Annotated in this window: 22 protein-coding genes and 1 tRNA gene; 8 read left to right on the top strand and 15 right to left on the bottom strand. The window is 32.8% G+C overall.

The annotated features are described in order from the left end of the window. Window positions 1-295: 295 nt before the first annotated feature. Window positions 296-1,804 (bottom strand): hypothetical protein, encoded by a 1,509-nt coding sequence (locus tag V6624_RS21790; RefSeq protein ID WP_338840156.1) that lies wholly within the window; start codon window positions 1,802-1,804, stop codon window positions 296-298. Window positions 1,805-2,058: 254 nt separating this feature from the next. On the opposite strand from V6624_RS21790, the gene V6624_RS21785 reads away from it, so the two are divergent. From V6624_RS21785 to V6624_RS21770, 4 genes are all read left to right on the top strand, one after another. Then, entirely contained in the window at window positions 2,059-2,490 is a 432-nt protein-coding gene (locus V6624_RS21785; RefSeq protein ID WP_012026684.1) for a PaaI family thioesterase, read from the top strand. Window positions 2,491-2,493: 3 nt separating this feature from the next. After that, on the top strand, window positions 2,494-3,564 hold the full coding sequence (locus V6624_RS21780) for a chorismate-binding protein (RefSeq protein WP_338840152.1): 1,071 nt from the start codon (window positions 2,494-2,496) through the stop codon (window positions 3,562-3,564). 81 nt (window positions 3,565-3,645) lie between these two features. Next, window positions 3,646-4,362 carry a bacillithiol biosynthesis deacetylase BshB1 gene (bshB1, locus tag V6624_RS21775; protein ID WP_338840151.1) on the top strand — a complete coding sequence of 239 codons (717 nt, stop codon included), beginning with the start codon at window positions 3,646-3,648 and terminating at the stop codon, window positions 4,360-4,362. 79 nt (window positions 4,363-4,441) lie between these two features. Beyond that, window positions 4,442-4,515: transfer RNA gene (locus V6624_RS21770), tRNA-His, on the top strand. Between the two features lie 377 nt (window positions 4,516-4,892). On the opposite strand, the gene V6624_RS21765 is transcribed toward V6624_RS21770, so the two are convergent. The 8 genes from V6624_RS21765 to V6624_RS21730 form a co-directional block, all read right to left on the bottom strand. After that, entirely contained in the window at window positions 4,893-5,747 is an 855-nt protein-coding gene (locus tag V6624_RS21765; RefSeq protein ID WP_111285574.1) for a KPN_02809 family neutral zinc metallopeptidase, read from the bottom strand. Window positions 5,748-5,933: 186 nt separating this feature from the next. Continuing rightward, complete coding sequence (locus V6624_RS21760) at window positions 5,934-9,986, bottom strand: PAS domain S-box protein (protein WP_338840150.1); 4,053 nt, start codon at window positions 9,984-9,986, stop codon at window positions 5,934-5,936. A gap of 89 nt (window positions 9,987-10,075) precedes the next feature. After that, window positions 10,076-10,873 carry a hypothetical protein gene (locus V6624_RS21755; protein WP_111285570.1) on the bottom strand — a complete coding sequence of 266 codons (798 nt, stop codon included), beginning with the start codon at window positions 10,871-10,873 and terminating at the stop codon, window positions 10,076-10,078. Window positions 10,874-10,993: 120 nt separating this feature from the next. Further along, complete coding sequence (locus V6624_RS21750) at window positions 10,994-12,322, bottom strand: aldehyde dehydrogenase (RefSeq protein WP_263521664.1); 1,329 nt, start codon at window positions 12,320-12,322, stop codon at window positions 10,994-10,996. Window positions 12,323-12,398: 76 nt separating this feature from the next. Next, on the bottom strand, window positions 12,399-13,088 hold the full coding sequence (locus V6624_RS21745; protein ID WP_338840149.1) for an RNA pseudouridine synthase: 690 nt from the start codon (window positions 13,086-13,088) through the stop codon (window positions 12,399-12,401). Window positions 13,089-13,263: 175 nt separating this feature from the next. Further along, window positions 13,264-14,082 carry a 3-methyl-2-oxobutanoate hydroxymethyltransferase gene (gene panB / locus V6624_RS21740; protein WP_111285562.1) on the bottom strand — a complete coding sequence of 273 codons (819 nt, stop codon included), beginning with the start codon at window positions 14,080-14,082 and terminating at the stop codon, window positions 13,264-13,266. A gap of 51 nt (window positions 14,083-14,133) precedes the next feature. Then, on the bottom strand, window positions 14,134-15,327 hold the full coding sequence (locus tag V6624_RS21735) for an SH3 domain-containing protein (RefSeq protein WP_338840148.1): 1,194 nt from the start codon (window positions 15,325-15,327) through the stop codon (window positions 14,134-14,136). A gap of 143 nt (window positions 15,328-15,470) precedes the next feature. Next, window positions 15,471-16,898 (bottom strand): L-serine ammonia-lyase, encoded by a 1,428-nt coding sequence (locus V6624_RS21730; protein WP_338840147.1) that lies wholly within the window; start codon window positions 16,896-16,898, stop codon window positions 15,471-15,473. 292 nt (window positions 16,899-17,190) lie between these two features. On the opposite strand from V6624_RS21730, the gene V6624_RS21725 reads away from it, so the two are divergent. The 3 genes from V6624_RS21725 to V6624_RS21715 are packed head-to-tail and all read left to right on the top strand — an operon-like array spanning window position 17,191 to window position 20,167. Next, window positions 17,191-19,338, top strand: coding sequence for a cation:proton antiporter (locus V6624_RS21725; protein ID WP_111285556.1), 2,148 nt, complete (start codon window positions 17,191-17,193; stop codon window positions 19,336-19,338). Window positions 19,339-19,350: 12 nt separating this feature from the next. Next, window positions 19,351-19,800, top strand: a complete 450-nt coding sequence (locus V6624_RS21720; protein ID WP_338840146.1) for a hypothetical protein — start codon at window positions 19,351-19,353, stop codon at window positions 19,798-19,800. Window positions 19,801-19,804: 4 nt separating this feature from the next. Continuing rightward, a complete protein-coding gene (locus tag V6624_RS21715; RefSeq protein ID WP_338840145.1) occupies window positions 19,805-20,167 on the top strand; it encodes a glyoxalase in 363 nt (120 codons plus the stop codon). 109 nt (window positions 20,168-20,276) lie between these two features. Here V6624_RS21715 and V6624_RS21710 read toward each other — a convergent pair whose 3' ends face one another. From V6624_RS21710 to V6624_RS21685, 6 genes are all read right to left on the bottom strand, one after another. After that, a complete protein-coding gene (locus tag V6624_RS21710) occupies window positions 20,277-20,963 on the bottom strand; it encodes a 2'-5' RNA ligase family protein (protein ID WP_338840144.1) in 687 nt (228 codons plus the stop codon). A gap of 9 nt (window positions 20,964-20,972) precedes the next feature. Then, on the bottom strand, window positions 20,973-21,872 hold the full coding sequence (locus tag V6624_RS21705; RefSeq protein ID WP_338840143.1) for a TlpA disulfide reductase family protein: 900 nt from the start codon (window positions 21,870-21,872) through the stop codon (window positions 20,973-20,975). A gap of 43 nt (window positions 21,873-21,915) precedes the next feature. Then, entirely contained in the window at window positions 21,916-22,284 is a 369-nt protein-coding gene (locus tag V6624_RS21700; protein ID WP_338840142.1) for an iron chaperone, read from the bottom strand. Window positions 22,285-22,494: 210 nt separating this feature from the next. Next, the gene (locus V6624_RS21695) at window positions 22,495-22,962 is read right to left on the bottom strand and encodes an SRPBCC family protein (RefSeq protein ID WP_338840141.1); all 468 of its coding nucleotides are present in this window, start codon (window positions 22,960-22,962) and stop codon (window positions 22,495-22,497) included. A gap of 190 nt (window positions 22,963-23,152) precedes the next feature. Continuing rightward, the gene (locus V6624_RS21690; protein ID WP_338840139.1) at window positions 23,153-24,103 is read right to left on the bottom strand and encodes a polysaccharide deacetylase family protein; all 951 of its coding nucleotides are present in this window, start codon (window positions 24,101-24,103) and stop codon (window positions 23,153-23,155) included. 5 nt (window positions 24,104-24,108) lie between these two features. Continuing rightward, window positions 24,109-24,501, bottom strand: a complete 393-nt coding sequence (locus V6624_RS21685; protein ID WP_111285540.1) for a DoxX family protein — start codon at window positions 24,499-24,501, stop codon at window positions 24,109-24,111. Window positions 24,502-24,586: 85 nt separating this feature from the next. Here V6624_RS21685 and V6624_RS21680 point away from each other — a divergent pair, with 85 nt between their 5' ends. After that, window positions 24,587-25,432 carry a helix-turn-helix domain-containing protein gene (locus V6624_RS21680; RefSeq protein ID WP_111285538.1) on the top strand — a complete coding sequence of 282 codons (846 nt, stop codon included), beginning with the start codon at window positions 24,587-24,589 and terminating at the stop codon, window positions 25,430-25,432. The last annotated feature ends 4 nt before the right edge of the window (window positions 25,433-25,436 follow it).

Below are 25,436 nucleotides of genomic sequence, written 5' to 3'. Positions count from 1 at the left end.
ACTACTTTTTAAGAAGCAAAACGTTATGAAAAGTTTAATTTTAGATATATTTTCTTACGAGAGTTTTTTTTGCTGCGAAGGCGCTAAGACGCAAAGTTATTTCGGCAGATTAGACTTTCGTTCCAATATTCCGTAGAGACGCATTGCAGTGCGTCTAACGTATTGTGGATATTCGTTGCGTAGACGCACTGCAGTGCGTCTCTACGATATACTTTTGTGCAAAAAGAAACCTTTGAGCCTTCGCGCCTTTACGAGATTAAAAACTTAGCTTCTTAGTGCCTTCGTGGCAAAAAAATTACTTTGGAAAATCTTGACTCTGATAAGCCCCCAAATCCGGAGGAGAAGTTCTGGTAATTCCTAAAATATCTGTCGGAATTATATATGCTTGATTCCCTTTCGCGAAAGCGGCAGAAGTATTATCAATATTAAACTTATTCTGAGAAACATTATAAAATTTCGGATTTTCATTCAAAATGATATTATTGTAATGTTCTGTATCGGTTTTGAATTGATAATCTGAATTTGATGTGCTTCCAAATTTCAACAAACAATTATTTAATTGATATACAAACGGCGCGCTTGTATTTTTATCTAAATTAAATTCGTTTGTAGCCGAACCGTAAATAATGCAATTATTAAAAGTTGCCTGAGTAAGTGGATTCGTTTCTGGAGTTGCTCCAGCCAAAGAGTTGCTTAAATTTACCGCAAGCTGAGAACCGCCTGACCAATTATTGTTGAAAGTGCTATGTACAAAACTATAATTTCCGCCATAAACACAAGATAAACTGGCTATTCCAGCATAATTGATCACAATATTTTCTGCGTTAATTTGTGCGTTTTGAGCTAAAATTCCGTATTCAACACAATTGTAAACTTGAGTATTTTTAATTTCAATTGTATTTAACGGGCTTCTGAATTCTAAACCAGTAACCGCATTTTTTAAAGTCAGATGATTAATAGAATGATTCGTGCTTCCTTTCTCAAAAATAACCGAATTCCATTGCCCTGGAATATCAGAATAAAGTGATTCTAAACGATCGCCTTCAAAAATAACTTCGTTTTCGAGTTTATCAGTTGTAGAAGCTGTTCCATTAATTTCTAGAGAAGCTTTATTTCCAACATATAATCCGGAATTGGCATGAAAATGAACTCTTGCACCAGCTTCAAAAGTTACTGTTTTATCTTCGGGAACTCCTGCGTAACCATAAATTACATACGGTTTTTCGTTTGTAAAAAGAAGTTCGTTTCCGTTTGTTGGATCATTTTCGCTTAAATAAAATCCATCAACTTCTTTACCGTCAATTTCGATTTTTTCTTTTGTTCCATCAGGATTTTGATTCGGATATAAGAAAACAGCATCTTGAATTAAGGTTACCAAAGCTACTTCCTGTAAATTAGCTCCGCTGTCAAACTGAATTTCATCGGTATATAAAAAATCATCAGGATTTGCATCTGTAATATCTGCCGTGGTTTCTATAAAAATGTACAGACTGTCTTTTGCTAAAAGCGTAACATCTTTAAAAATCTTTCCTTCGCTGCCACTCATTCCGTCAACAGTCATTCTGTATTTGGAGTTTAAGCCTTTTTTTAATTGTACAGTCGGAATCGAAATATCATTTTTACTTCGGTTATAAACTTTCAATTGATAAGTGCTTGAGCCTATATTTTTAAAAACAGTGTCCAAATAAACAGTGTCTTTTGAGAACTTTAAATCTCCAGAACTGGCAACAGTATCAAAATCAGTTCGGCAAGAACTGAAAGCTAGAATGATTCCGAAAATAAAAAGTACAAAGTATTGACGCATTTGAATATTTTTTTAGCTACAAATTCACGAATTTTTATTTGAAATAATTCGTGAATTCGTGGCGAATAAATTGTAGATAAAAAATCTTTTTAATTTGTGTAATCTGTGGCAAAAAAAAGCCAAAGATTGATTTTGATTGTTTTTGTAAAAATAACAAAAAACCTACACGTTTGAAGTTGAATTTTAAATTTAGGATCGGATTTTAGATTTATGTCTTATCTTTCTTTAATTTTACGATTTTAAAGTTTATTTTAATGAATTATACAAAAGAGCAGATTTTGGCGCGCTGTAATGAGTTTTCTAAAAACACATTAATGGAAACGCTAAAAATTGAATATATCGATGCCGGAGAAGATTTTTTAACTGCGAAAATGCCTGTAAATCCAAGCGTTCACCAACCAATGGGATTATTGCACGGAGGCGCTTCTGTAGCTTTGGCAGAAAGTGTCGGGAGTGCGGCTTCTTTCTTTTTTATTAATCCGAAAGAGCAGGAGGTAAGAGGTATCGAAATTTCGGCAAATCATCTAAAAAGTATTCGCGAAGGTTATGTTTTTGGAACAGCCAGAATTATTCACAAAGGAAGAAGTCTTCATCTTTGGGAAATTAAAATTACCGACGAAGAAGGAAACTTGGTTTCGCTTTGTAAATTGACGAATATGGTTTTGGATAGAAAGAAAAGTGAATAAATTATGAATCCATTTTTCTTAAAAATTAAAAATCATAAAGAACAAAATTTACCTTTTGTACTTTATTCAAAACCCAACACAACAGACCTTATTGGGATTTTACAACAAAATAATACATTACACAAAGTTTCTAATTACAGCGAAAAAGGATTTGTTTTTGCTTCTTTTGATGAAAAAAAAATAATTCTGATTCCTGAAAATGAATCGGAAATTATTACTGCCGAAAAAGAAAAAACTTCTTTCGAACCAATTGAAATTGACGATTTGAGTTTTGATCCCGAAGCTAAATTTCAATATGAATATTTAGTAACGCAGGGAATTCAAGCAATTAAAAATGAAGAATTCAAAAAAGTAGTTTTATCAAGAAGTGAAGAAGTCCCTTTGGCCGAATTTGACTTCATTGAAACTTTTCAGCATTTGGTTCAATTGTATCCTGCGACTTTCTGTTATTGTTTCTTTCATCCTAAAATCGGACTTTGGATGGGAGCAACTCCAGAAAAATTATTGAAGGCAAACGGAAATGTTTTTGAAACAATGGCTTTGGCGGGAACGCAAAAAGATAATCAGGAAACAGAAATTGTTTGGCAGCAAAAAGAAAAAGACGAACAGCAATTTGTAACTGATTTTATCGTAAAAAGACTTCGAGAATTTACGGCTTCGGTTGTAGTTTCTGAACCTTACAGTTTAAAAGCAGGATCGATTTGGCATATTAAAACGGATATTTCTGGAGTTTTAAAAGAAAATTCAACTTTAGAAGAAGTAATCGATACTTTGCATCCTACGCCAGCAGTTTGCGGACTTCCAAAAAAGAAATCAAAAGCCTTTATTATAGAGAATGAAAACTACGATAGAACTTTTTACACTGGTTTTTTAGGTGAATTAAACAGCACTTTTGCAGGAAATAATGCCAGTTCTGATTTATTTGTAAATTTACGATGCATGCAGATTCAGGACGGAAAAGCGATTTTATACATGGGCTGCGGTATTACAAAAGAAAGTATTCCTGAAAGAGAATGGGAAGAAAGCGTCAATAAATCAATGACGATGAAAAAAGTTTTGAGAAAAAGTTTATAAATTGTTTCAAGTTTCAGGTTTCAAGTTTCACGTTCTGTTGACAACTTGAAACCTGAAACTTGAAACTTGAAACAAAAAATAATGAAACTAGACATATTAGCCTTCGGGGCGCATCCAGACGATGTAGAATTAGGTTGTGCTGGAACAATTTTAAAAGAAGTTTCCCTTGGGAAAAAAGTAGGTATTGTAGATTTAACGCGTGGTGAATTAGGAACACGTGGGACAGCAGAAATTAGAGATCAGGAAGCAAAAGATGCAGCTAAGATTTTAGGCGTTGTTGTCCGTGAAAATTTAGCAATGCGCGACGGATTTTTCGTTAATGATGAAAAACATCAATTGGAAGTCATTAAAATGATTCGTAAATACAAACCAGAAATTGTGTTGTGTAATGCAATTGACGATCGTCATATAGATCACGGAAAAGGAAGTCAACTTGTTTCCGATGCTTGCTTTTTATCTGGTTTAATGAAAATTGAAACTACTGTAGACGGAGAAAAGCAAGAAGCTTGGAGACCAAAAGTTGTTTACCATTATATTCAATGGAAAAATATTACTCCAGACTTCGTTGTAGACATTACAGGATTTGAAGAAAAGAAAGTAGAAGCAATTATGGCATATAAAACGCAGTTTTATGACCCAAATTCAAATGAACCTGCAACGCCAATTACAAGCAAAAACTTCTTTGAAAGCTTAAATTATCGTGCAAAAGACTTGGGAAGACTAGTTGGGAAAGATTTTGCTGAAGGTTTTACAGTTGAAAGATGTTTGGCAGTCAATAGCTTAGAAAATTTGATTTAATTTTTATGAAAATTTTTCATTTTTTTCTTTGTAGAACTCAACCTTTGTTCTATATTTGCACTCGCTAAGCAGAAAAATGGTGGTTGTAGCTCAGCTGGTTAGAGTAGCGGTTTGTGGTGCCGCGGGTCGCCGGTTCGAACCCGGTCAGCCACCCAGATAGAAAGCCTTGAAGAAATTCAAGGCTTTTTTTGTGCGTTTAATTTTCTGAACCATAAGGTGTTTAAGCTCTTTTTTTAGATTAAACTTGCTTAGTATCATGTCTTAAAAGTGAAAATTCAAAAAACATTTGCATTTCAAATATAGCCCGCGGTTTCAACCGCGTGGAAGATTGGGATTTGCGTTGTGATAACGTCGTGTTCCAGCGGTTGAAACTGCTGGTTATGTTTTCAAATATTAAGTGTTAATTGAAAGGAATGAGATCCTTTGTTCTTAAAGGCAATTGGAATTTGGATTTTTTTTGTTGGAATTTCATAAAAAAAGCCCAACTGCAAAGTCGGGCTTTTTAATGGTTATTATATTTGGTTTGTGTATTATCGAATTTCTTCAAATGTAGTGCCTTGTTTAATATCTCCGGTTTTAAAACCTTTATTAAACCAATACATTCTCTGTTCTGATGTTCCGTGAGTGAAAGAATCTGGAACAACATGTCCTTGCATTTTACTTTGAATGGCATCGTCTCCAACTGCATTTGCTGCACTTAAAGCTTCTTCGATGTCTCCAGTATCTAAATTAGTTTGATTGTAATGTGCCCAAACCCCAGCATAAAAATCGGCTTGTAATTCTAATGCTACAGATAGTTTATTGGATTCGGCATCACTTTTTCCTTGCTGCATTTGACGCATTTTAGAAGAGGTTCCTAGCAAAGTCTGAATATGATGGCCAATTTCATGTGCAATAACGTATGCAATGGCAAAATCGCCTCCTTTTGCACCAAATTTAGTTTTCAGTTCTTCAAAAAAATCTAAATCCATATATACTTTTCGATCGCCTGGGCAATAAAACGGACCAGAAGCAGATGATGCGCCTCCGCAGGCAGTTTGTACAGCGCCTTTAAAAAGAACTAATTTAGGCTTTTCATAAGTCATGCCATTTTCGGCAAAAATTTTACTCCAGATATCTTCATTATCAGCCAAGACAACTCTCACAAAATTTCCCATTTCTTCGTCTTCCTTGCTTAATGGAGCTGCAGCTTCGGTTTGCTGACCTTGTCCGCCTTGCATTTGTTCTAGAATTGGGGCGATTTGCTGACCAGTTTCGCCACCAAAAACATTAAGCAGTAAGATAATAATACCAATAACACCACCACCGACTAGTGCTTTACCACCGCCAGAAATTGATCTACGATCTTCGACATTATCACTTTGTCTTCTGCCTTGCCATTTCATATTGAATTGTTTTTAAACTTATTATCTAAAATGATATACGAATTTATAGATTTTTTATGATAAATTTCACAATTGGAACACTTAAGTTTTCAAAAAGATTTTGATATAGTCTCGGTTTTCAGTCACAGTCTCAGTTGAGTTTAGTTCAAGACTGCTAACTGCGACTGCGACTGAAAACTAATAAAATCATCCCAGCCATTTAATTAAAGCTTCTTCTACTGTTCCTTTCATGATTGGTTTCGAAATGTAATCATCCATTCCAGCAGAAATACATTTGTTTCTTTCATCTTTTTCTGCACCAGCTGTTACAGCAATAATTGGGACATCGCGTCCTTTTGTAGTGTTTCTAATTGCTTTTGCGGTTTCATAACCATTCATAATAGGCATTTGAATGTCCATGAAAACAATCGTCGGATTGATTTGTTCGAATTGTTGGATTGCTTCATATCCGTTTTCGCACTCGTATATGTAAGCATTATTATAAAGGTTTTTAATAATTGTTTTGAGAAGAAGCATATTTACTTTGTTGTCTTCAACAATCAAAAATGTAATATTGTTTTCGTTTGGTTCTGCGTCTTCAGAATCCAATTCGATATTTAAACTTTTAAGTTCGGCATTGTATTTATCGTTAATGCTTTGATGGCTAGTTTTTAAATTTAAATCAAAGAAAAAAGTACTTCCTTCGTCGATTTTACTTTCAAGCTGCAAACGGCTTTCCATTAAAGCGAGAAGCTGATTTGAAATAGTTAAACCTAAACCTGTACCTCCAAACTTTCTTGTTGTTGAACTATCTTCCTGAGAAAATGCTTTGAAAATTTTCTTTTGATTTTTTTCTAAAATACCAATTCCAGTATCTATTACTGCAAATCGAATTAAGCAAGTATTATTTTTCTTCTTTTCTAAAACCGAAACATTTAGTTTAATCGAACCTTCACTTGTAAATTTAACCGCATTTGAAAGCAGATTGATCAAAATTTGTTTAAGTCTGACAATATCTGTCCAAATATATTTCGGTACATCAGGATCAATATTTAGTTCTAGACTTAATTTCTTTTGATTGGATTCGTAAACAATTAAATCGAAGACTTGCGCTAGAATTTTTTTAATATCATAAAGATCAATAAAGAGTTCCAGTTTTCCAGCTTCAATTTTAGAGAAATCTAAAATATCGTTTATAATTTCAAGCAGCGAATGTGCTGATTGATTTATAGTTGTCATATATTTTTCCTGAATCTCTTCTAAATCGGTTTTCATAAGCAAATGCGTGAAGCCAATAATTCCGTTGAGCGGAGTTCTGATTTCGTGAGACATATTGGCCAAGAAATCAGATTTTGATTTGTTGGCAGCTTCGGCTAATTGCTTGGCTTTTATGGCGTCTTCAATTTCTTTTTTGTTTGTTATATCAAAATAAATTCCGCCGACAAATTCGATTTCATCATCTCTCTTAATTACGTCTCCAAATTCTTCTATCCAAATAAACTCCCCGGATTTGCGTCTAATGCGATATACATTATGCAAAGGCATTCCTTTTTGTAAATTATCAATCTGGTTATTGATGACTTCTTCTTTGTCATCAGGATGAATTAACGAAAGAAAAGAGAGATTATTTTCGATAAATTCAGATTTCGAATATCCAGTTAGATTTAAAACTTCATCATTTAAGAAGATTTTAGTAGAAAAAGCATCAAATTTCGACAAATAAACCGTTCCAGGAATATTGTTTGCGATCAATTTGAATTTCTCTTCACTTTCTAATATTTTACTTTCATTTCGATTTCTTTCTAAGGCAGAAGAAATGTTATTGGCTAATACCTGAAAAATATTGATTTCATCTTCAGACCATTTTTTCTCTTTCGTACAATCGTCAAAACCAATAAAACCAGTAAAAATATCGTTGATGTAAAGCGGTAAAATTAAAATTGATTTGATTTCATTGTCAATTAAAAGTGTTTTGAAAAAGCCTTCTTTTAAATTTTTAGTTAATGTATTTAAGATTTTTTTCTGTGATGCCGCGTCGTAAATTTCCTTTAAATTTTCTTCAGTCATATGTCGCAGCGGCGTGATTTGATGAGTAACACCTTCACGAGACCATTTGTATTTTTGACTGACTGTATTATAAATTGGGTCTTTTTCGTAATAATACATATGATCCACTTTTGCGGCTTTTCCAATGATATTATACGTTTCCTGAAACATTTGATGTGTAGTTTTACTCAACAGGAATTTTTCGGTACAAGAAGAAAGCGCAGATAAAAGCTGACTTTTAAATTCTAATTTTCTTTCTGCTTCCAAACGCATTTGAGACGAAATTGCAAGCGAAATCACATCTGAAATAGTTCTCGCATAATTGATGTCTTCATTATCCCATTCGCGTTTTTGCTCGGTACTTTCAAAACAAACTACTCCAGCCAATTGTCCGCTCAAGAAAATTGGAACATCTAGCATTGACTTAATATTGTTTTTTGTAAAGTAAAGCTTTTGAAATTCAGATGTTTCTAATTTATTGAATACATCTGGTGCATTGATAATGGCTTTGTTGCTTAACGTTTCAAAATAAATAGGATAAGATTCTTTATTTAAAATGTTTTTATCGCTTAAGTTTTGATTGTCAAGACTAAAAAGGTTTTTACAGGTGATTAAATCTTTGTGATATTTCCAGAAACTTACGCGGTTGGCATGACTAATTATAGAAGCTTCTTTAAGAATTAAATCAATTACAGTATTAAGTTTATCGTATCTGCTGAAATCGGTCGTTGATAATTTTTTGGTCGAATTATTATAAGCTTCGATTTTTTTGAGACGTCTTTTTTTCTCGTTTTCAATATTTTTCTTTTCAGTTATATCCCGTGCAATTCCAGAGAATCCAGCGGTTAATCCTGAATCGTTTTTACGAACAATAATCTTTTGTGAAACCCATATTTCTTCTCCGTTTTTCTTTAAAATAGGAATTTCAATTATTGGATAATTGTTTTCATTAAGTACTAAATTTTCGTAGAAATCCACAGCACTTTTGATGTAATGTTCGTGAATAAAATTAGAATAATGTTTTCCGATAATTTCATTTTCTGCGTAACCAAGAATTGCGATTCCAAATTCGTTTATGAAAGTAAAATGGCCTTCATCATCTATTTCGAAAATAATATCGGTGGCAGTTTGAATTAGATTTTTGTATTGATCCTGAACAATGATTTGTTCTGTAACATCTTGCCCGATGCTGATAATTAAATCATCTGAAAATTTTTTGTCTTTCCATTGAATGTATTTGTAATCACCATTTACGGTTTTTAATTTTCTAATGTAAAGTTTGTTTTCGTGATTTTTGACAGGATTTAATTTTTTTGCAAATTCAGAATCTTGAGTCAGTTCCCAAAATTTTAATCCCATAACTTGTTCGGGCTGATAACCTAAGATGGGAATTATGGTTTCACTGCAAAACAGTATTTCTCCTTTTTGATTGGATGCAATTGTTAACGAATTTCCTTTATGAACAATTTCACTTGCAAACCTAAAATTGTCTCGATTGTTTAATAAAACGGCATATTTTACCTGATTTATAATGAAAATAAGAATGCAGAAGTTTATTAGTAAAATCGAAGATTTTATAGGAATGAGCTGAAAAGCTACCGTAACAATTAAAAAAGTAAAAGTTAAAGCAACAAAGAACCAATAGATTTTGATTGGTTTAAGTATGCTGTACGAAAAGAAAAAAGAAATTAGAAAAACAATAATTGGGACAACATCACTGGCTAGGGCTACAATATTGTAAGCAACATAGCTCATGTAAATGAAAAAACAGGAGATGAAAATCTGCTGAATATGATCTCGCAGCCACTTTATTTTATCTGTAATTGCATAAATAACAAGTACAGATATACCAATAGAAACATTTAGCACTAAAAGACTTTTAGGTCTAATTTTGAAAATTTCATTGATGATTTCAATCAGAATTACTGCAATTCCAAAAAATAAAATATAAAGCTGATATTCTCTGCTTATGGTATCTTGTTCTTTCTTTTTTTCGATGAAATAACCAATTTTAGCTTTAATTCTAAAAAACTGATAAACTAACAGCGAAAGAAATGCAAAGAGCGATAATCCTAATACAATAAGTTTAGAATTATTGTAAAAAATAATGTCCGAATTAAACACATACCAACCAGTCATGATTGATTCAAAGGCACTTCCAAAATAGGAAATTCCCGAAATAACCGATTTGAAAAAACTATAGTCTGCGGCCATAGAATTTGGGGTATGTTGGTTTAGTAAATAGCTTTTTGAAAATTCTTAAAAGAAGTGGTTAGGTTCTCTGAAATTAAGAATTTTCGATTTTAATCTACATTGTATCTTCCAATTGAATCAATTGAATCTTCATCTTCTGATTCTGTTCCAAAAATCGCAAAATAAGTTGCATAAATCATAGAACTATTGAAAACAACAGTAAAAATAACTCCTACACAGCAGGCAATAAAGCCAACCATAGAGCCAATAAAACCTATAATAAAAAATGCAAATATGTTAAGCGGATTTTTAGTAACAATAATAATACTTGATTTTATAGCATCGATAGCTCTCAGGTTTCCGAAAACGATCAAAGGAATTGATAAAAACATGAAATAAGAAACCATAAAAGAAATTACATTCCCTACAAATACAATGTTTAAACTCTCAATCAAATTAGCAAGGGCTGTTCCTAAAAGAGCAGGAATAAAAGCCGCAACGAAAATCTGTCCAAAATAAGGGGATGTATAATAACTAAAAATAGTTGAAACATTAAATTCAACATCTTTATCTGCAGAATCTGCCATTTTCAAAAAACCTGCGCCAAAAGGAGCTGTAATTCCTGCAAGTACAGAAACAGAAACGGTTTGTATTACAAGCTCAATCGCAGTGAATTGTTGATTTTCGAAGTTCTCAATAAAATCTTTAGTCATAACTTGAACACCGTAAAAAGCAACCGCTACTCCAATAATAGCGATACAAGCAATAATAGAAAAGACTAAGATAATAAGTCCAGAATAAAGTGCTATTTTTTTATAGTTTTCGAAGGCATGATTAAAAACTGTAGCAAAATCAAGGGAATAGCCATTCTTTTTGATGTCCTCAATTTGGTTAAGTGTCGATTTCATTTTTGCGTAAAGTTGTTTTATAGACTTGTAATATTTGATAAGTATCTTGACGTAAATATAATATTTTTAATCAATTCCGTATCAAAATCTATAAAACATTGCGAAATGTTTTTAACTGATTTAAAGCCAGTCTAAAATTCGTTTTATTGAAGCTAATTTGTCTTTGTATGGCGCATAACGCATAGGTAAATCAAGCCAATTTCCTTTTTTTACAATTGGTTTGTGATGAGAAAAAGTATCGAAGCTGCGTTTACCGTGATAAGCGCCGATTCCGCTGTGTCCAACACCGCCAAAAGGCAGTCTGTTATTAGAAAAATGAACAACTGTATCGTTGATACACCCGCCTCCGAAAGAGTATTTCGAAATTAATTTCTTAGCAAATGAATTATTTTCGCTAAAAATGTAAAATGAAAGAGGTTTCTCATAACGGCTTACGACCTTTTCTATGTCATTTTCATTTTCATAAACAAGAATCGGCAGGATTGGTCCAAAGATTTCTTCTTTCATAACAGCGCTATCCAAATCTGGCTCTTCAAGAAGAGTAGGAGCAATATAAAGTTTATTGGCATCACTTTCTCCGCCAAATATAATATGTTCATTTTGAATCATATTGGTTAATCGATACCAATTTTTTGTATTTATAATTCTCGCAAAATCAGGTGATTTGTCTATCTTTTTTCCGTAGGCTTTTATGATTTCTTCTATTAAATAAGAAATAAAATTAACCTTCATGTTTTTCTGAATCAGAATGTAATCTGGTGCAATGCAAGTCTGGCCGGCGTTGATAAATTTTCCCCAGACAATACGTTTGGCCGCCAGTTTTAAATTGGCTGTTTCATCAACAATACATGGATTTTTTCCGCCTAATTCTAAAGTTACAGGAGTTAAATTTTCAGCTGCGGCTTTAGCCACGATTTTACCGACAGCCACACTTCCAGTAAAAAAGATGTAATCCCAACGTTTTTCCAATAATTTATTAGAAACTTCGACACCACCTTCAAAAACTTCTACATGATTGATATGAAAAGTTTTTTCTATGATTTTAGCAATTATCGCCGATGTGTGCGGAGTAAGTTCAGACGGTTTTAAAACAACTCTATTTCCAGCTGCAACGGCAGCAACGAGCGGACATAAAGCAAGTTGAAAAGGGTAGTTCCAGGGAGCGATAATTAATACATCGCCATAAGGTTCTTTATGAATATAATCGGAAGAAGGAAAATTAAGAATCGATGGGAAAACACGTTTTGGTTTCGTCCATTTATTGATGTTTTTGATTACATCTTTGAGTTCCGAAATAACGTAATTCGTTTCGGTTAAAACAGCCTCAAACTCTGGTTTTTTAAAGTCATCATACAAAGCTTTTACAATCAAATCTTCGCTTTTCTGAATATTATACAATAACTTTTTTAGAGTTTCTTTTCGATATCCGATGTCGCTTTTAAAGTCCATTTTTCGATTAGCTTGTTTTTTACTCCCTGCAAGTTAATCGATAAAATTTAAAAAATTAACAATTAAATCATAAAAATCATACAGCATTCCAAATAGGATCGTCTGGAGTAGGAGCAATAATTGTAATGTTTTCTTTCGAAACAGGATGTACAAAAGTCAGTTTTCTAGCATGAAGATGAATTCCACCATCTGGATTGCTTCGGTCTGCGCCGTATTTTAAATCACCTTTGATTGGAGATCCAATTGCAGTTAGCTGAGCACGAATTTGATGATGACGACCTGTATGTAAATTGATTTCTAATGCCGTATAATTTTGAAGTTCTTTAATTATAGTATAATCTAAACTCGCTAATTTGCTGTCTGGAACTTCTTTTGAATGCGCTTTTGAAGTATTATTTTTTTCGTTTCTTTTTAAGTAATGAACCAATTTAGCTTTTGCTTCTTTTGGTTTATTTTTTACAACGGCCCAATACGTTTTTTTAGTTTCACGATTACTAAACAATTCATTCATTCGAGATAAAGCTTTGCTAGTTCGAGCAAAAACCACAATTCCAGTTGTAGGTCGATCCAAACGATGAATTACGCCTAAAAAAACATCTCCGGGTTTATTGTACTTTTCTTTAATGTATTCTTTTACAATATCAGAAAGAGGTTTGTCGCCAGTTTTATCACCTTGTACAATATCACCCACACGTTTATTAATCACAATTATGTGATTGTCTTCGTGAAGTACTTGTAAATTATCTTTAGTGGAAACAATTTTCATATTAGAATTTCGAATTATATAGAGAAATTTGGCTAAAGTCTTTAATATATCTTAAAAATAAACCTCCAGCTAAAGCTGGAGGCAATTCATAAAAATCTTTGAACCTTTGTCACTTTGTATCTAAAAAAAAGAAACCTTAGAACCTTAGCAACTCAGAACCTTAGTATCTTAAAAATTAATATTGTTCTTTTTCGTTCGGGAAATCACTAGACTTAACATCTGCAGCATATTGTCCGATTGCTTTAGTCATTTCTTCGTAAAGATTTAAGTAGCGACGTAAGAAACGTGGACTGAATTCATTATTCATTCCCAACATATCGTGGATTACTAAAACTTGTCCGTCAACACCGCCTCCAGCTCCAATTCCGATTACAGGAATAGAAATACTTTCTGCAACTTTTTTAGCAAGGTCTGCTGGGATTTTTTCCAAAACTACTGCAAAACATCCAACTTTTTCAAGCATTTGAGCATCTTCGATCAATTTTTCAGCTTCTTCTTCTTCTTTTGCACGAACGCTGTAAGTTCCGAATTTGTAGATAGATTGAGGCGTTAAACCTAAATGCCCCATAACTGGAATTCCAGCATGTAATATTTTTTTGATTGATTCTTTAATTTCTTTTCCGCCTTCTAGTTTTACTGCGTGTCCGCCGCTTTCTTTCATAATTCTAATAGCAGAACGTAAAGCTTCTTTAGGATCAGATTGGTAGCTTCCAAAAGGCAAGTCAACCACAACCAAACCTCTTTCTACAGCGCGAACTACAGAAGAAGCATGATAAATCATTTGATCTAAAGTAATTGGAAGAGTCGTTTCGTGACCAGCCATTACGTTTGATGCCGAATCACCAACTAAAATTACGTCAACACCTGCAGTGTCAACAATTTTCGCCATTGTATAATCGTACGCAGTAAGCATAGAGATTTTTTCTCCGTTGCTTTTCATTTCAATTAATGACTTTGTTGTGATTCTTTTATAATCTTTTTTTGCTACTGACATTTTATTGTTTTTTTGATATTGTAAAAGTATTGAATAATTGTAAAATGGGAATCAGCAATAATAGAATATTTCGACAGAATATATTTTTCCGTCCTTAAATTCTAAGCGAAATTGACTGTCTTCCATTACGATAGTGTAATTATGAGGTGATTTTAGAGAAGCTTCAATATACGTTCCATATTTTTCTATGAAAGCTTTTTCAGACAGCGTATGATCTAAAATTGCGTTTGAGTTTAGAATGAATTTATTGTTTTCATTAATAAAAACTTTAATGATTTCGCCTTTATTTTGTTTTTCATCTACAGAAACTTCCAAGTCGGGATAGTAATAAAACAAATCACTTAAATATATTCCGCATTCGTCTGAAATTTGATTTTTCTTGGTTGGATTTCCCATTATCTTAATCAAATCGGTCTGTGAAATAGTAACTGATTTTGTTTTAAAACCTTTTAAAGAATAATGTGATTTCTGTGAAAATGCAATAATCTGTTCTGGTAATTTATGATTTGCTAAACCTTTGGCAAGAGCCATATTCAATTCGGTTTCAGCAATTAATTTTGGATCGTTAGTTTGTTTGACAACTTCATAATATCGCTGATAAGCAGGAATTAACGAAGAATAATCGCTATTCCAAGCCAATTCTACAATTCGCTCACTTACTGTTTTTCGTTCAGTTAGATTGTTTGTGTCTAGTTTATCAAACTCTTTTAGTAAAGCATCAAAATTAGGTCTTGGGCCAAGAAATTTTCTTAGCGTATATTTTGCATATTCTTCTGTAAAACTACCGTTGATATTTACCCATTCATCTGGATTTAAAGGAATATAATTTACAGCAACAGGATCTCCAGTAAATAGGATTTCTCTAATTTTTGAATTTTTATCGGGTAAAGCTCTCGCTTTCAATCCGGCAGCGAGAATAAAAAGATGATTTCCTCCATAATAAGGATCACCGCCTTCAATAATTGGATTTTTAGAATCTTTAGTTTTTACATCTTTCGCATTCAAACTTTTGGCTACAAATTTCTCTTGAACATAGCCTTCATTCAAATTATCAGCTTGTATTTTGTACCAGCCGTTTTGATTTTCAGATAACAATCGAACTTCTGCTCCATATTTAAAATAGCCTAAAAAATCAGCAGTTGAATTTGGTGAAGTATAAAGTCTTGTGTCTGAATTTAGAAAATAACGTTCTTGAGAATGCAGTAGAACAGAACAGAAAAAAAATAAAAAGTAAAGTTTTTTCATGAAGTTGACGTTGTATTTTTCACGCAGATTTAAAAAGATTTAAGCCAATATTCGCAGATTTTTTTATTTTGAATCTGCTAAAATCTGCCGAATCTGCGTGAAAAAATCTTTTAATACTTTCCAATCAGTGGCAAAATAATAGTTTAACAATCTGCCATATTTACAGCAATTGCAAGTCCACCTTCTGAGGTTTCTTTGTATTTTGAATTCATATCTTTTGCTGTTTCCCACATCGTGTTGATCACTTTGTCTAAAGGAACTTTAGCATTTTTAGAGTCTGTTTCTAAAGCCAATTCAGCCGCATTTATCGCCTTAATTGCGCCCATAGTATTTCTTTCGATACACGGAATCTGAACCAAACCGCCAATTGGATCGCAAGTTAAACCTAAATGATGTTCCATTGCAATTTCGGCAGCCATTAAAACCTGAGCAGGAGTTCCGCCCATTAATTCGCATAAAGCCGCAGCTGCCATTGAAGACGAAACACCAATTTCAGCCTGACATCCGCCCATTGCAGCAGAAATCGTAGAACCTTTTTTGAAAATACTTCCAATTTCGCCCGCAACCATCAAAAATTGTTTGATTTCTTTTTCGCCTGCATCGTGGTTTTCAATCACCATATAATACATTAAAACAGCTGGAATTACACCAGAACTTCCATTAGTTGGAGCAGTAACAACACGGCCTAAAGATGCATTTACTTCATTCACGGCAAGTGCAAAACAGCTAACCCATTTTAAGATTTGGCGAAATTTAACTTCGGTTTTTCTGATTTCTTCCAGCCAGCTTTGCGGATCGGTATAATTAGATAGTCCGATTAGATTTTGATGCATGTCAAAAGCTCTTCTTCGAACATGAAGTCCGCCAGGAAGAATTCCTTCAGAATGACAGCCAATGTACATACATTCCAACATCGTATTCCAAATTCGCATTAATTCTGAATGAACCTCTGCTTCAGGACGCATCGAAATTTCATTTTCATATACAATTTCAGAAATCGATTTGTTTTCAGTAACGGTATAATTCAATAATTCAGCTGCATTTTGAATTGGATAAGGAAATGCACATTTTATAACTTCTTTCAGTTTAGCATTTGTACGTTCTTCTTTTACCACAAATCCGCCGCCGATAGAATAAAAAGTAGATTCATATTCAGAATCATCAGATTTATATGCAGTAAATTTCAATCCATTTGCATGGAAAGGAAGAAAATCTTTATTGAAAACAATGTCTTGAAGAAAAAAGAACGGAATCACTTTTTGGTTACCCAAATTGATTTCGCTAGTCGTTTCGATTTTTTTAATAATTCCTGCAATATCTTCAACCGGAATATATTCAGGATCTTGTCCGCTCAATCCGAGCATTACGGCAAGATCTGTTGCGTGACCCTTTCCAGTCAAAGAAAGCGAACCGTATAAATCGACTTTTACTCTCGTAATGTCATTTAAAATAGCTTCATCTTTCAACTCTTCCAGAAAGCGTTCGGCAGCGCGCCAAGGTCCTAAAGTATGTGAGCTAGAGGGACCAACGCCAATTTTAAGCATATCAAAAACTGAGATACATTCTTCCATTGTTCGTTTTTTGTTAAGACAAAGATAATTGAATAATGCAATGATGATTCATATTTGAATGTTAATCTTGCGTATTTGTTAAAAAAAATATTAAATTTTAATAATTCGGCAACGAAATAAATTTAAATCCTTAATATGCGGTTTACGTAAAAAGTTCGCGTTTTTTCGGTATTTTTGTAAAGAATGATTAGCGCAAAAAGCGCAATCTTTATATTAATACTCTTGGATTTTTGTTTTAATTCTGAAATGTCTTTTTACAAATATTAATACCACAAGAAGATAAAATTACCCTATGATAGAATTTTTCAGACATCTATTACAAGAATTCGAATTACCCCTAAGCAATCCAGTATTGATTTTTTCTTTAATACTTTTTATAATTCTGCTTTCGCCAATTTTACTTAAAAAGATTAATATTCCTGGAATTATCGGGCTTATTATTTCTGGAGTTATCATTGGTCCGCACGGATTAAATATTCTAGCAAAAAACTCTGCAGTTGATTTATTTTCAACAATCGGACTTTTGTATATCATGTTTATTGCAGGTTTAGAATTGGATATGAATGAGTTTAAAGCCAACAGAAATAAGAGTTTATTGTTTGGCTTTTTCACCTTTATTCTACCACTTTCAATTGGGTTTCCGGTTTGTTTTTATTTATTGAAATATGATTTTAATGCCAGTTTCTTAACCGCAAGTATGTTTGCAACGCACACGCTTGTAGCATATCCGATTGTTAGTAAATTAGGGATTTCTAAAAATCAAGCCGTTGCAATTACGGTTGGTGGAACCATTTTGACCGATACAGCCGTTTTAATTATTCTGGCTGTCATAATGGGGAGCAGTCAAGGAAATCTAAATCAAGCTTTTTGGATTAAATTGTTTATTTCATTGGCAATTTTTTCTGCCATAATGTTTATGATTATTCCGCGTGTAGCAAAATGGTTTTTCAAGAAACTTGAAAGTGAAAAACACGCTCATTACATATTTGTACTTTCTGTGGTTTTCTTTGCAGCCTTTTTGGCAGAAGTAGCAGGAGTAGAGCCTATTATTGGAGCTTTCGTTGCAGGTTTAGCATTGAATCCATTGATTCCGCATTCTTCTGCTTTGATGAATAGAATTGAGTTTATTGGAAATTCGTTATTCATTCCGTTTTTCTTGATTTCTGTGGGAATGCTAGTCGATGTAAGCGTTATTTTAAGCGGACCAACGGCTTTAATTGTGGCAGGAACTTTAAGTGTTGTAGCAATATTTGGAAAATGGATTGCGGCATTTTTTACTCAAATTGTTTTTAAATATACCAGAACCGAAAGACAGCTTATTTTTGGATTGAGCAGTGCGCACGCAGCGGCAACTTTGGCTGTAATTTTGGTTGGATATAAAGCTAAAATTTTAGATGAAAATATCTTAAACGGAACTATTATCCTAATTCTGATTACGTGTATTGTGGCTTCATTTGCAACAGAAAAAGCGGCAAAGAAAATTGCCATTTGCGAAGAAGAAATTTCACATGAAGATACAGAAAGAGATCAAATTTTAGACGAACATATTTTAATTCCGCTGGCAAAATCTTCAGCGGCAGCGAGTTTGTTGGATTTTGCTCTTTTGATAAAAGATAAAAAATCATCTAATCCGATTACTTTACTAACAATCGTTCCGAATAACAATCAGGCGGAAAAGAACATTTTGAAGTACAGAAAAGCAGTTGATAAATTTGTAGTTCAAGCTTCGGCTTCAGAAGTAAAAATTAATACCATTGCAAGAATCGACCATAATCCTGCAAGTGGAATTGCTAGAACTTCAAAAGAAATCATGTCGGATATTGTGATTGTGGGCTGGCCTAGAAAAACAGGTTTTATTGATAAAATCTTTGGAGAAAATGTAGATTCGATTATCAATAATGTTGATAAAAGTTTGTTTATCTGCAGGTTTCAAAAGAATTTTATTGAAGAAAAAAGACTAGTTTTTATTTGTCCGCCATTTTCAGAAAGAGGAATTGGTTTTCATTTATTAATGCAGAAAGTAAGCCGTTTGGCTCAGGAATTAAGTGTGCCAGTTGTAATTCATGCTGAAGAAAAAACGTTTCAATCTATTCAGCAGATTGCTTCGCATTTAAAATTAAACAGCAAATTTGGATTCAAAAATGTTTCTGATTGGGAAGATTTTGAACTTATTACAGAAGAAATAAAACCAACAGATTTAGTCGTTTTTAATTTGTCTAGAAAAGGTTCAGTTTCGTATCAATCGATCTTTGATAAATTACCGCAGAAGTTCGAAAAATATTTTAGCGATAACAATGCGATTTTGGTTTATCCGCATGACGATCGCAAAGAAAGTTCAATGGACGCTTACGAAGATTTTACATCATCGCCTTTAGCAAAAGGTATTGAAGCGATAGAACAAATTGGACGTGGTTTGGGAAGTATTTTGAAAAAAGGATAAAAATTTAGTTTTATGAAAAGCTGTAAAACGTTTATCTTTTCTGCTTTTTGCATCTTTTTTCTAAGTTGTAATAAAAATAAAATAGAAGAATCAAAGCCAGATTCTCAAACTAAAAATAGCATAGAATCAAAGAAAAAAGAAATAGCAGAAAGCTTTGATGAATTTAATAAAAGGTTTCATTCTGATTCTATTTTTCAAGTTTCGAGAGTTGATTTTCCTATTGAAGGAAAGCACGTTTCTGGTTTTGAACAATACAATTGGTCGCGAAAGAATTGGCAGTTTCAGGCTGTTCCAGTTGCTGAAAAAACTGAAATAGGAGAATATGAACATTCTTTAGTAAAAACTGATACTTTAGTCACAGAAAAATTTTGGATTCCGAACAGTGGTTTTGAAGTAGAAAGGCAGTTTAAACTGATTAAGAATAAATGGTTTTTAATTTATTATAGCGACATAAATTTATAGTAATATGAATCGAAAAATAAAATCAATCAGACCCTTTATTGGTTCTAAAAATTTTGAAATCGCAAGAAGTTTTTATCGTGATTTAGGCTTTGAAGAAATTGTTTTAGATGCAAAAATGTCTGTGTTTAAAACGGAAGAAATCGCTTTTTATCTTCAAGATTATTACGATAAAAACTGGATCGAAAATACCATGATTTTTGTGGAAGTTGAAAATGTCGAGCTTTATTACAGTGAACTTTTAGCTTTAAATCTTCCTCAAAAATATGAAGGAGTAAAATTAACTCCGATAAAATATTTGGATTGGGGAAGCGAATGTTTTCTACACGATCCGTCAGGAGTTTTATGGCATTTTGGGAAATTCAAATAAAGCTGGTATTCTATTTTTGCCGCGAATTTCACGAATTTTCACGAATTATTTTTTTATTCACTTCAATAAAATTAGTCGAGATTTGTGAAATTAGTGGCAAGCAAAAAAATCATCTCAAACCAAAATCTCCCAAGACTTTGGTTGTGCTTTTACGCTGATACCAATCATTGTAAACCAATTCTAAATTTTTGACGTCGAATTCACCGAAATCATAATCACGGAATTTTTCTGCAATTTCAATTAATTTCTTCGGATTTTGAAGTTTTTCCTGAAAGCGCATAATAGTAGAATGAGCAGCAGAAATTGTATATCGGCTGTCTATACTTTGCTGTAATCCTGAATTTTTGAAATTCTCACGAAGTCTGTTTCGTAAATTATTTAAAGTTTCATCACTCGGAAATCCTTGAATCATTAAAGCTGAAGGAGAAGCAGTTATTCCTTTAAAATGAATTTTTATTTTATCGACATCCACCAAACTTCTGCAGATTACTTCGATATATTCGTTTGGCGAAATTTGATTTAATGTAAAATTTTCCGAACAAGAAATAATCGACATTACCGTAATGTGAATATCTGAATCTGGATAAAAATATTGTTCTGGTTCTGCTTTTTTTAATTCGTTAATTAAAGTTTGAATATTAGCTTTAATTTCCTCATTTGGACGAATAAGAAGCGTAATTCCAAAACGAGAATCTGATTCGTTTTTAAGTTCAGCATCTATAGCATATTTTCCTGTCAAAATTGCTTCAGAAGAAGTTTTGTAAAGTTGGTTGTAATGTTCGGTTAAATTGCTCATTAGAATATATTATTCGGCTTCAAAAATAGTTTTTAATTGCTTTTGTAGATCGTGTTTATTGATTTCTCCACTACCTTTCCATTTCCCAATAATAATGCCGTTTTTGTCGATTAGAACTTTGTGTGGAACACCATTCACAAAATAATCTTTATCGATCGAACTATTATTTTCTAAAATAGAAATATGTTTCCAAGCTTCAATTTGTTCTTTTGCAATAGCCTTTTTCCATAAATCGGAGTTTTCATCTTTTGTAACGCTAATGATTTCAAATCCTTGCGCCTGATATTTTTTATATAGCTCTTTTATATATGGCAATTCTTCTCTGCAAGGGCCGCACCAACTTGCCCAAAAATCAATTAGAATATATTTTTTACCTTTAAAATTGGCTAATGAAATATTTTTGCTGTTTATATCTTTAGCTTCAAAATCTGGTGCAGGACTTCCAACTTTGCTTTGTTTAAAATATTTCAGTTTTTCTGCCATTTCAAGTCCTTTCTCAGAATTCTTTATTTCGGGAGTGAAATTTTCGAAAACTTCCACGAAAGTGTCATAAAAATTCATTCCAATAAATCGACCAACATGAATTCGGATTAATTTCAATGCACGAGGCGAATTTGGGTGATTTTTAGCAAAGACAAAATCAAGTTTTAATTCGTTGATATCATTTTGATCTTTTACATTTTCTAGATCATCTAATTGAAGAATTAATTGATTTTTGATGATAGAATCCTTTTCAATTTCAATTTTTGAAACAATTGCTTTTTGCAAACCAAAAATCGAATCACGAATTTTTTTGGTTGGTTTGTGTAATTCTAGAATTTCTTTTTCGATTGCAGCTTCATCTTGAGCAAAACACATATGACTTGCAAAAAAGATAAAGACTAAAAAAAGAAGGTTTATTTTTTTCATTGAATAAGGTTTTGTTAGCGGCAAGAATAATGTAAATCTAAAGTTATTTCTTTTTTACTTTTTCAAGATTTTCTTTGACTCTAAATTTGACAATTTCAGTAATCAAATCGTAAGGCATTGGATCTTTTAAAGGAAATTGCACTGAACCTTTTCCTGATTTGTATTTTGATAGTTTTTCAGCAAAAGCTTCATGTCCAGAAGGCAGAGCATAAAGCCCGATATGGTTTTTAAAAGCAGCAAAATAAACTACAATTCCATTTTGTTCAAAAGCCGGCATCGAATAACTAATTTTTTCTTTAGCATCTGGTGCAGCTTTCTGAATTGTCATTCGAACTTTCTCTAAAATTTCCTGAACATCATTTGGAAATCCGCCAATGTATTGGTCGATATTTTCAGGTTTTTTTACTTCCATGATTTTTAATACGTGTCTTTAATTTTTAACGCAAAGTGCGCTAAGGCATTTTAATTACGAGACTAAGGAAAATCTATATATTAAGTTCGCAAAGCTTTGTCATATAAGTTTTATCTAAATATGCTTTGTGAACTTTTCATTTTAATGATTCTCAAAAAAACTTCGAGTACTTTGCGTAAATCTTTGCGTTCTTTGCGGTTAAAATAAAGATTACGCTAATCCTTTAGGGAAGCGATCTAAAACTAAATTTAAATGTAAATTATGCTCTAAATAAGCTTTTGCTCCAGCCAGAACCAAAGTAAAACCTTCAGTTGAATTTCTAACCTGATCGATTATTTTATCTGTATCACCATGAAAACCAGAATTGGTAATACTCACAAAAGTTTCATTTTCATTTAATGGACTAAAAACCCATTCTACTAAAGTAATTTCGTCTGGATTTCCCCATTCGATCACAATCTTTTTATTTTCCTGCAAAACAACCGTTTTAACCGAAAGTGAAAAACCATACATTTCCCAAGTCCATTCCGTTTTCTGATTTTCTTCTAATTTTCCTGATCCTTTTGTAAACCAGAAATTACTAGTTATCTGCGGATCAATAAAAGCCTGAAAAACTTCTGAAACAGGTTTCCGAATTAACATTTCGGCTTTTGCAAATTTGTTATTTTCTGTTTTCATTGTTTAGTGTGTAAAATATGAGCTGTTTTTTGTGACTTCTAATTTAAGAAAGAAATTTCGAATAAAGAGAATAAAAAAATCCACACAAGTATTTTTGACCTGTATGGATGTTATGTTAAAAGTTAAATTCCAATATATAAAATCTCAACTTTCAAAAAAGAGCAAAGCGATTTTTTAGAAAACATAAAATCTATTCTCTAATTGTAGTTTTATCGTTTAATGCCATTTCTGCAATTTCGTCTTTTCGTTTAAAGCTTACGCCTTTATGTTGCTGCATGTATTTGATGAGATCATTTGTTGCTTTTACCATTTGCGGAGTTCCTCCAATACGGTCATGAAAACTAATTGACATTTGTCGGCGTTGTGTCTCACTTTCGATGTATAATTGGTCAAATTCCATTTTAACTTGTTGAAAGAATTGATCTGCCGAAAAGTTTTTACCTTCAATCAGAACAATATCATTGCATCTAAGCGTATAGGGGACGACTGCAAAATCTTTATTTTTTACCTGAATAATAAATGGCTCATCCCGACTAAGATCGTCGATATGATATTTAAAACCAAGTTCCTGTAAAATATCGAGTGTATTTTGTCCTCGGCGCAGCCAGTTTGCATTGTAGCCAACAGGAGTAAAACCAGTAACTTTTTTTATAGCTTCAACACCGTCTTTTATAAACTTTTTTTCTTCGTCATACGGCATGGTGTATTGTGTGCTCCAGCTCATACCATGTGCCGCAGCTTCGTGGCCTCTTTGTACAATTTCTTTTGCCAGTTCTGGATTTTTTAAAACTGCAGTTCCAACCATGTGCGAAGTGACTTTTACGCCCAATTTGTCCCAATTATCCAGCATGCGCGGTATGCCTTCTTTATATCCATATTCGTACCAAGTTGCAGAAGGAAGGTCTATAAAGCCTTTTTGTATATTTTGAGGAAAAGGACTTTCGGCATTTTGAGGCTGTCCGCCAGCTTCAAACTGCATCGAAATAGACACAACTAATCTAGACCCATCTGCCCATTTTGTTTTTTGCGGAGCGAAAAGAGGTGCATTTTTTGAAACTTCGGAAAAAGCTTCAATAGGATTCATCATACCAACCATACCAATGATTCCAGTTTGCTTAATAAAATTTCTTCTTGAACTCATGATGTTTATTTTTTAATTAAAGCATCAATTGCCCAACTGTTATAATCTGCATAATGCAAAAGCAAAGCAAAAAAAGCGATGTGAATTAATTGCGATGGAATAGCTTCCCAATTCTCAATCATCGAAGTGCCAAACAACAAGATGAGCATAACGATTGCTCCTGCAACTAAAGATGGTTTAGTAAAGATACCTAATAATAAGAAAATACCAATTGCAAATTCGGCTATAGGAAGAATGTAACTAAATGGTGTTACGATGATTTTAGGTAGCATTGAATTTTCAAAACTGCCAACCATCCAATTGCTGAAAGTTGCTAGTTTTGGCAGACGGACTAATCCGTGGCCAAACATACTGATGGCGATTGCAAGACGTAATAATAAAAATGAGGTTGTTTCCATATTGATGTGATTTTATAGTACAAAGTTGCAGATAACGGTTTTTTAAAATTTGTACAATCATTGGAATAATTTGTATTTTTGGAAGATGGAAATTAGAAATTTACACCGTCCTTTTGAACTTCAGTTTTTAGAAGTTTTGGAATACGAACCAAAAGAACGTAAAAATACTTTCTTTGAAATGGTATTTGTTCTTGAAGGAAAAGGAACTCAAATTATCAATGATCACCGATTACCGTATAGCAATGATAAGTTTTTTGTCATTTTTCCTCAGGATACACATAGTTTTGAAGTCATTGAGAAAACAAAGTTTTTCTTTTTGCGCTTTAATGACAGTTATCTTAAAACGCAAAACAGCGACTGGATTCAGAAATTGGAGTTTATTTTTCATAACCACAATCATATGCCGGGCTGTATTCTAAAAACGATAATCGACAAACCTTTAGTAAGAGCAATGGTAGAAGCACTTATTAGAGAAGAGAAAAGTCAATTTCCGCAGCAGCAAGAAGTTATAAAGCAAATTATAAATACGATTATAACAATAGCAGCTAGAAATATTTCGCTTATGGCTCCTCTTAGTGTAAATGAGATTAATGCAGTGCCAAGTCTGGATTTACTAAATTATGTTCATGAGAATATTTATCAGCCAGATCAATTAAAAGCATCAAATATGGCATCAGCATTTAATATTTCGCCAAAATACATAAGTGAGTATTTTAAAACTAAAACAGGGCAAAGTATACAGGAATATACAATCGCGTACAAAATAAAATTAATTGAAACCCGACTGAAATATACCAATATGCAAATCAATGAGATTGTGTATGAATTTGGTTTTAGCGATGCAAGCCACTTGAATCGGTTGTTTAAAAAACATAATGGGGTGAATCCAAGTGACTATAAAAAACAGTTTAAAAATGTGGACAGAGTTTAATCTA

The organism is Flavobacterium ginsenosidimutans, assembly GCF_037478105.1.
Lineage (GTDB): Bacteria > Bacteroidota > Bacteroidia > Flavobacteriales > Flavobacteriaceae > Flavobacterium > Flavobacterium ginsenosidimutans.
The sequence above is the reverse complement of the archived record's forward strand: the minus strand, read 5'-3'. Positions and strand labels throughout refer to the sequence as shown.

Bases quoted from the DNA above. Each gene is read 5' to 3' on its own strand.
- V6624_RS21755 (WP_111285570.1), bottom strand. From the start codon at position 10,873: ATGAAATCGACACTTAACCAAATTGAGGACATCAAAAAGAATGGCTAT.
- V6624_RS21705 (WP_338840143.1), bottom strand. From the start codon at position 21,872: ATGAAAAAAATAAACCTTCTTTTTTTAGTCTTTATCTTTTTTGCAAGT.
- V6624_RS21680 (WP_111285538.1), top strand. From the start codon at position 24,587: ATGGAAATTAGAAATTTACACCGTCCTTTTGAACTTCAGTTTTTAGAA.
- V6624_RS21750 (WP_263521664.1), bottom strand. From the start codon at position 12,322: ATGGACTTTAAAAGCGACATCGGATATCGAAAAGAAACTCTAAAAAAG.
- V6624_RS21695 (WP_338840141.1), bottom strand. From the start codon at position 22,962: ATGAAAACAGAAAATAACAAATTTGCAAAAGCCGAAATGTTAATTCGG.
- V6624_RS21785 (WP_012026684.1), top strand. From the start codon at position 2,059: ATGAATTATACAAAAGAGCAGATTTTGGCGCGCTGTAATGAGTTTTCT.
- V6624_RS21720 (WP_338840146.1), top strand. From the start codon at position 19,351: ATGAAAAGCTGTAAAACGTTTATCTTTTCTGCTTTTTGCATCTTTTTT.
- panB (WP_111285562.1), bottom strand. From the start codon at position 14,082: ATGTCAGTAGCAAAAAAAGATTATAAAAGAATCACAACAAAGTCATTA.
- V6624_RS21790 (WP_338840156.1), bottom strand. From the start codon at position 1,804: ATGCGTCAATACTTTGTACTTTTTATTTTCGGAATCATTCTAGCTTTC.
- V6624_RS21745 (WP_338840149.1), bottom strand. From the start codon at position 13,088: ATGAAAATTGTTTCCACTAAAGATAATTTACAAGTACTTCACGAAGAC.
- bshB1 (WP_338840151.1), top strand. From the start codon at position 3,646: ATGAAACTAGACATATTAGCCTTCGGGGCGCATCCAGACGATGTAGAA.
- V6624_RS21710 (WP_338840144.1), bottom strand. From the start codon at position 20,963: ATGAGCAATTTAACCGAACATTACAACCAACTTTACAAAACTTCTTCT.
- V6624_RS21715 (WP_338840145.1), top strand. From the start codon at position 19,805: ATGAATCGAAAAATAAAATCAATCAGACCCTTTATTGGTTCTAAAAAT.
- V6624_RS21725 (WP_111285556.1), top strand. From the start codon at position 17,191: ATGATAGAATTTTTCAGACATCTATTACAAGAATTCGAATTACCCCTA.
- V6624_RS21760 (WP_338840150.1), bottom strand. From the start codon at position 9,986: ATGGCCGCAGACTATAGTTTTTTCAAATCGGTTATTTCGGGAATTTCC.
- V6624_RS21735 (WP_338840148.1), bottom strand. From the start codon at position 15,327: ATGAAAAAACTTTACTTTTTATTTTTTTTCTGTTCTGTTCTACTGCAT.
- V6624_RS21730 (WP_338840147.1), bottom strand. From the start codon at position 16,898: ATGGAAGAATGTATCTCAGTTTTTGATATGCTTAAAATTGGCGTTGGT.
- V6624_RS21700 (WP_338840142.1), bottom strand. From the start codon at position 22,284: ATGGAAGTAAAAAAACCTGAAAATATCGACCAATACATTGGCGGATTT.
- V6624_RS21690 (WP_338840139.1), bottom strand. From the start codon at position 24,103: ATGAGTTCAAGAAGAAATTTTATTAAGCAAACTGGAATCATTGGTATG.
- V6624_RS21765 (WP_111285574.1), bottom strand. From the start codon at position 5,747: ATGAAATGGCAAGGCAGAAGACAAAGTGATAATGTCGAAGATCGTAGA.
- V6624_RS21685 (WP_111285540.1), bottom strand. From the start codon at position 24,501: ATGGAAACAACCTCATTTTTATTATTACGTCTTGCAATCGCCATCAGT.
- V6624_RS21780 (WP_338840152.1), top strand. From the start codon at position 2,494: ATGAATCCATTTTTCTTAAAAATTAAAAATCATAAAGAACAAAATTTA.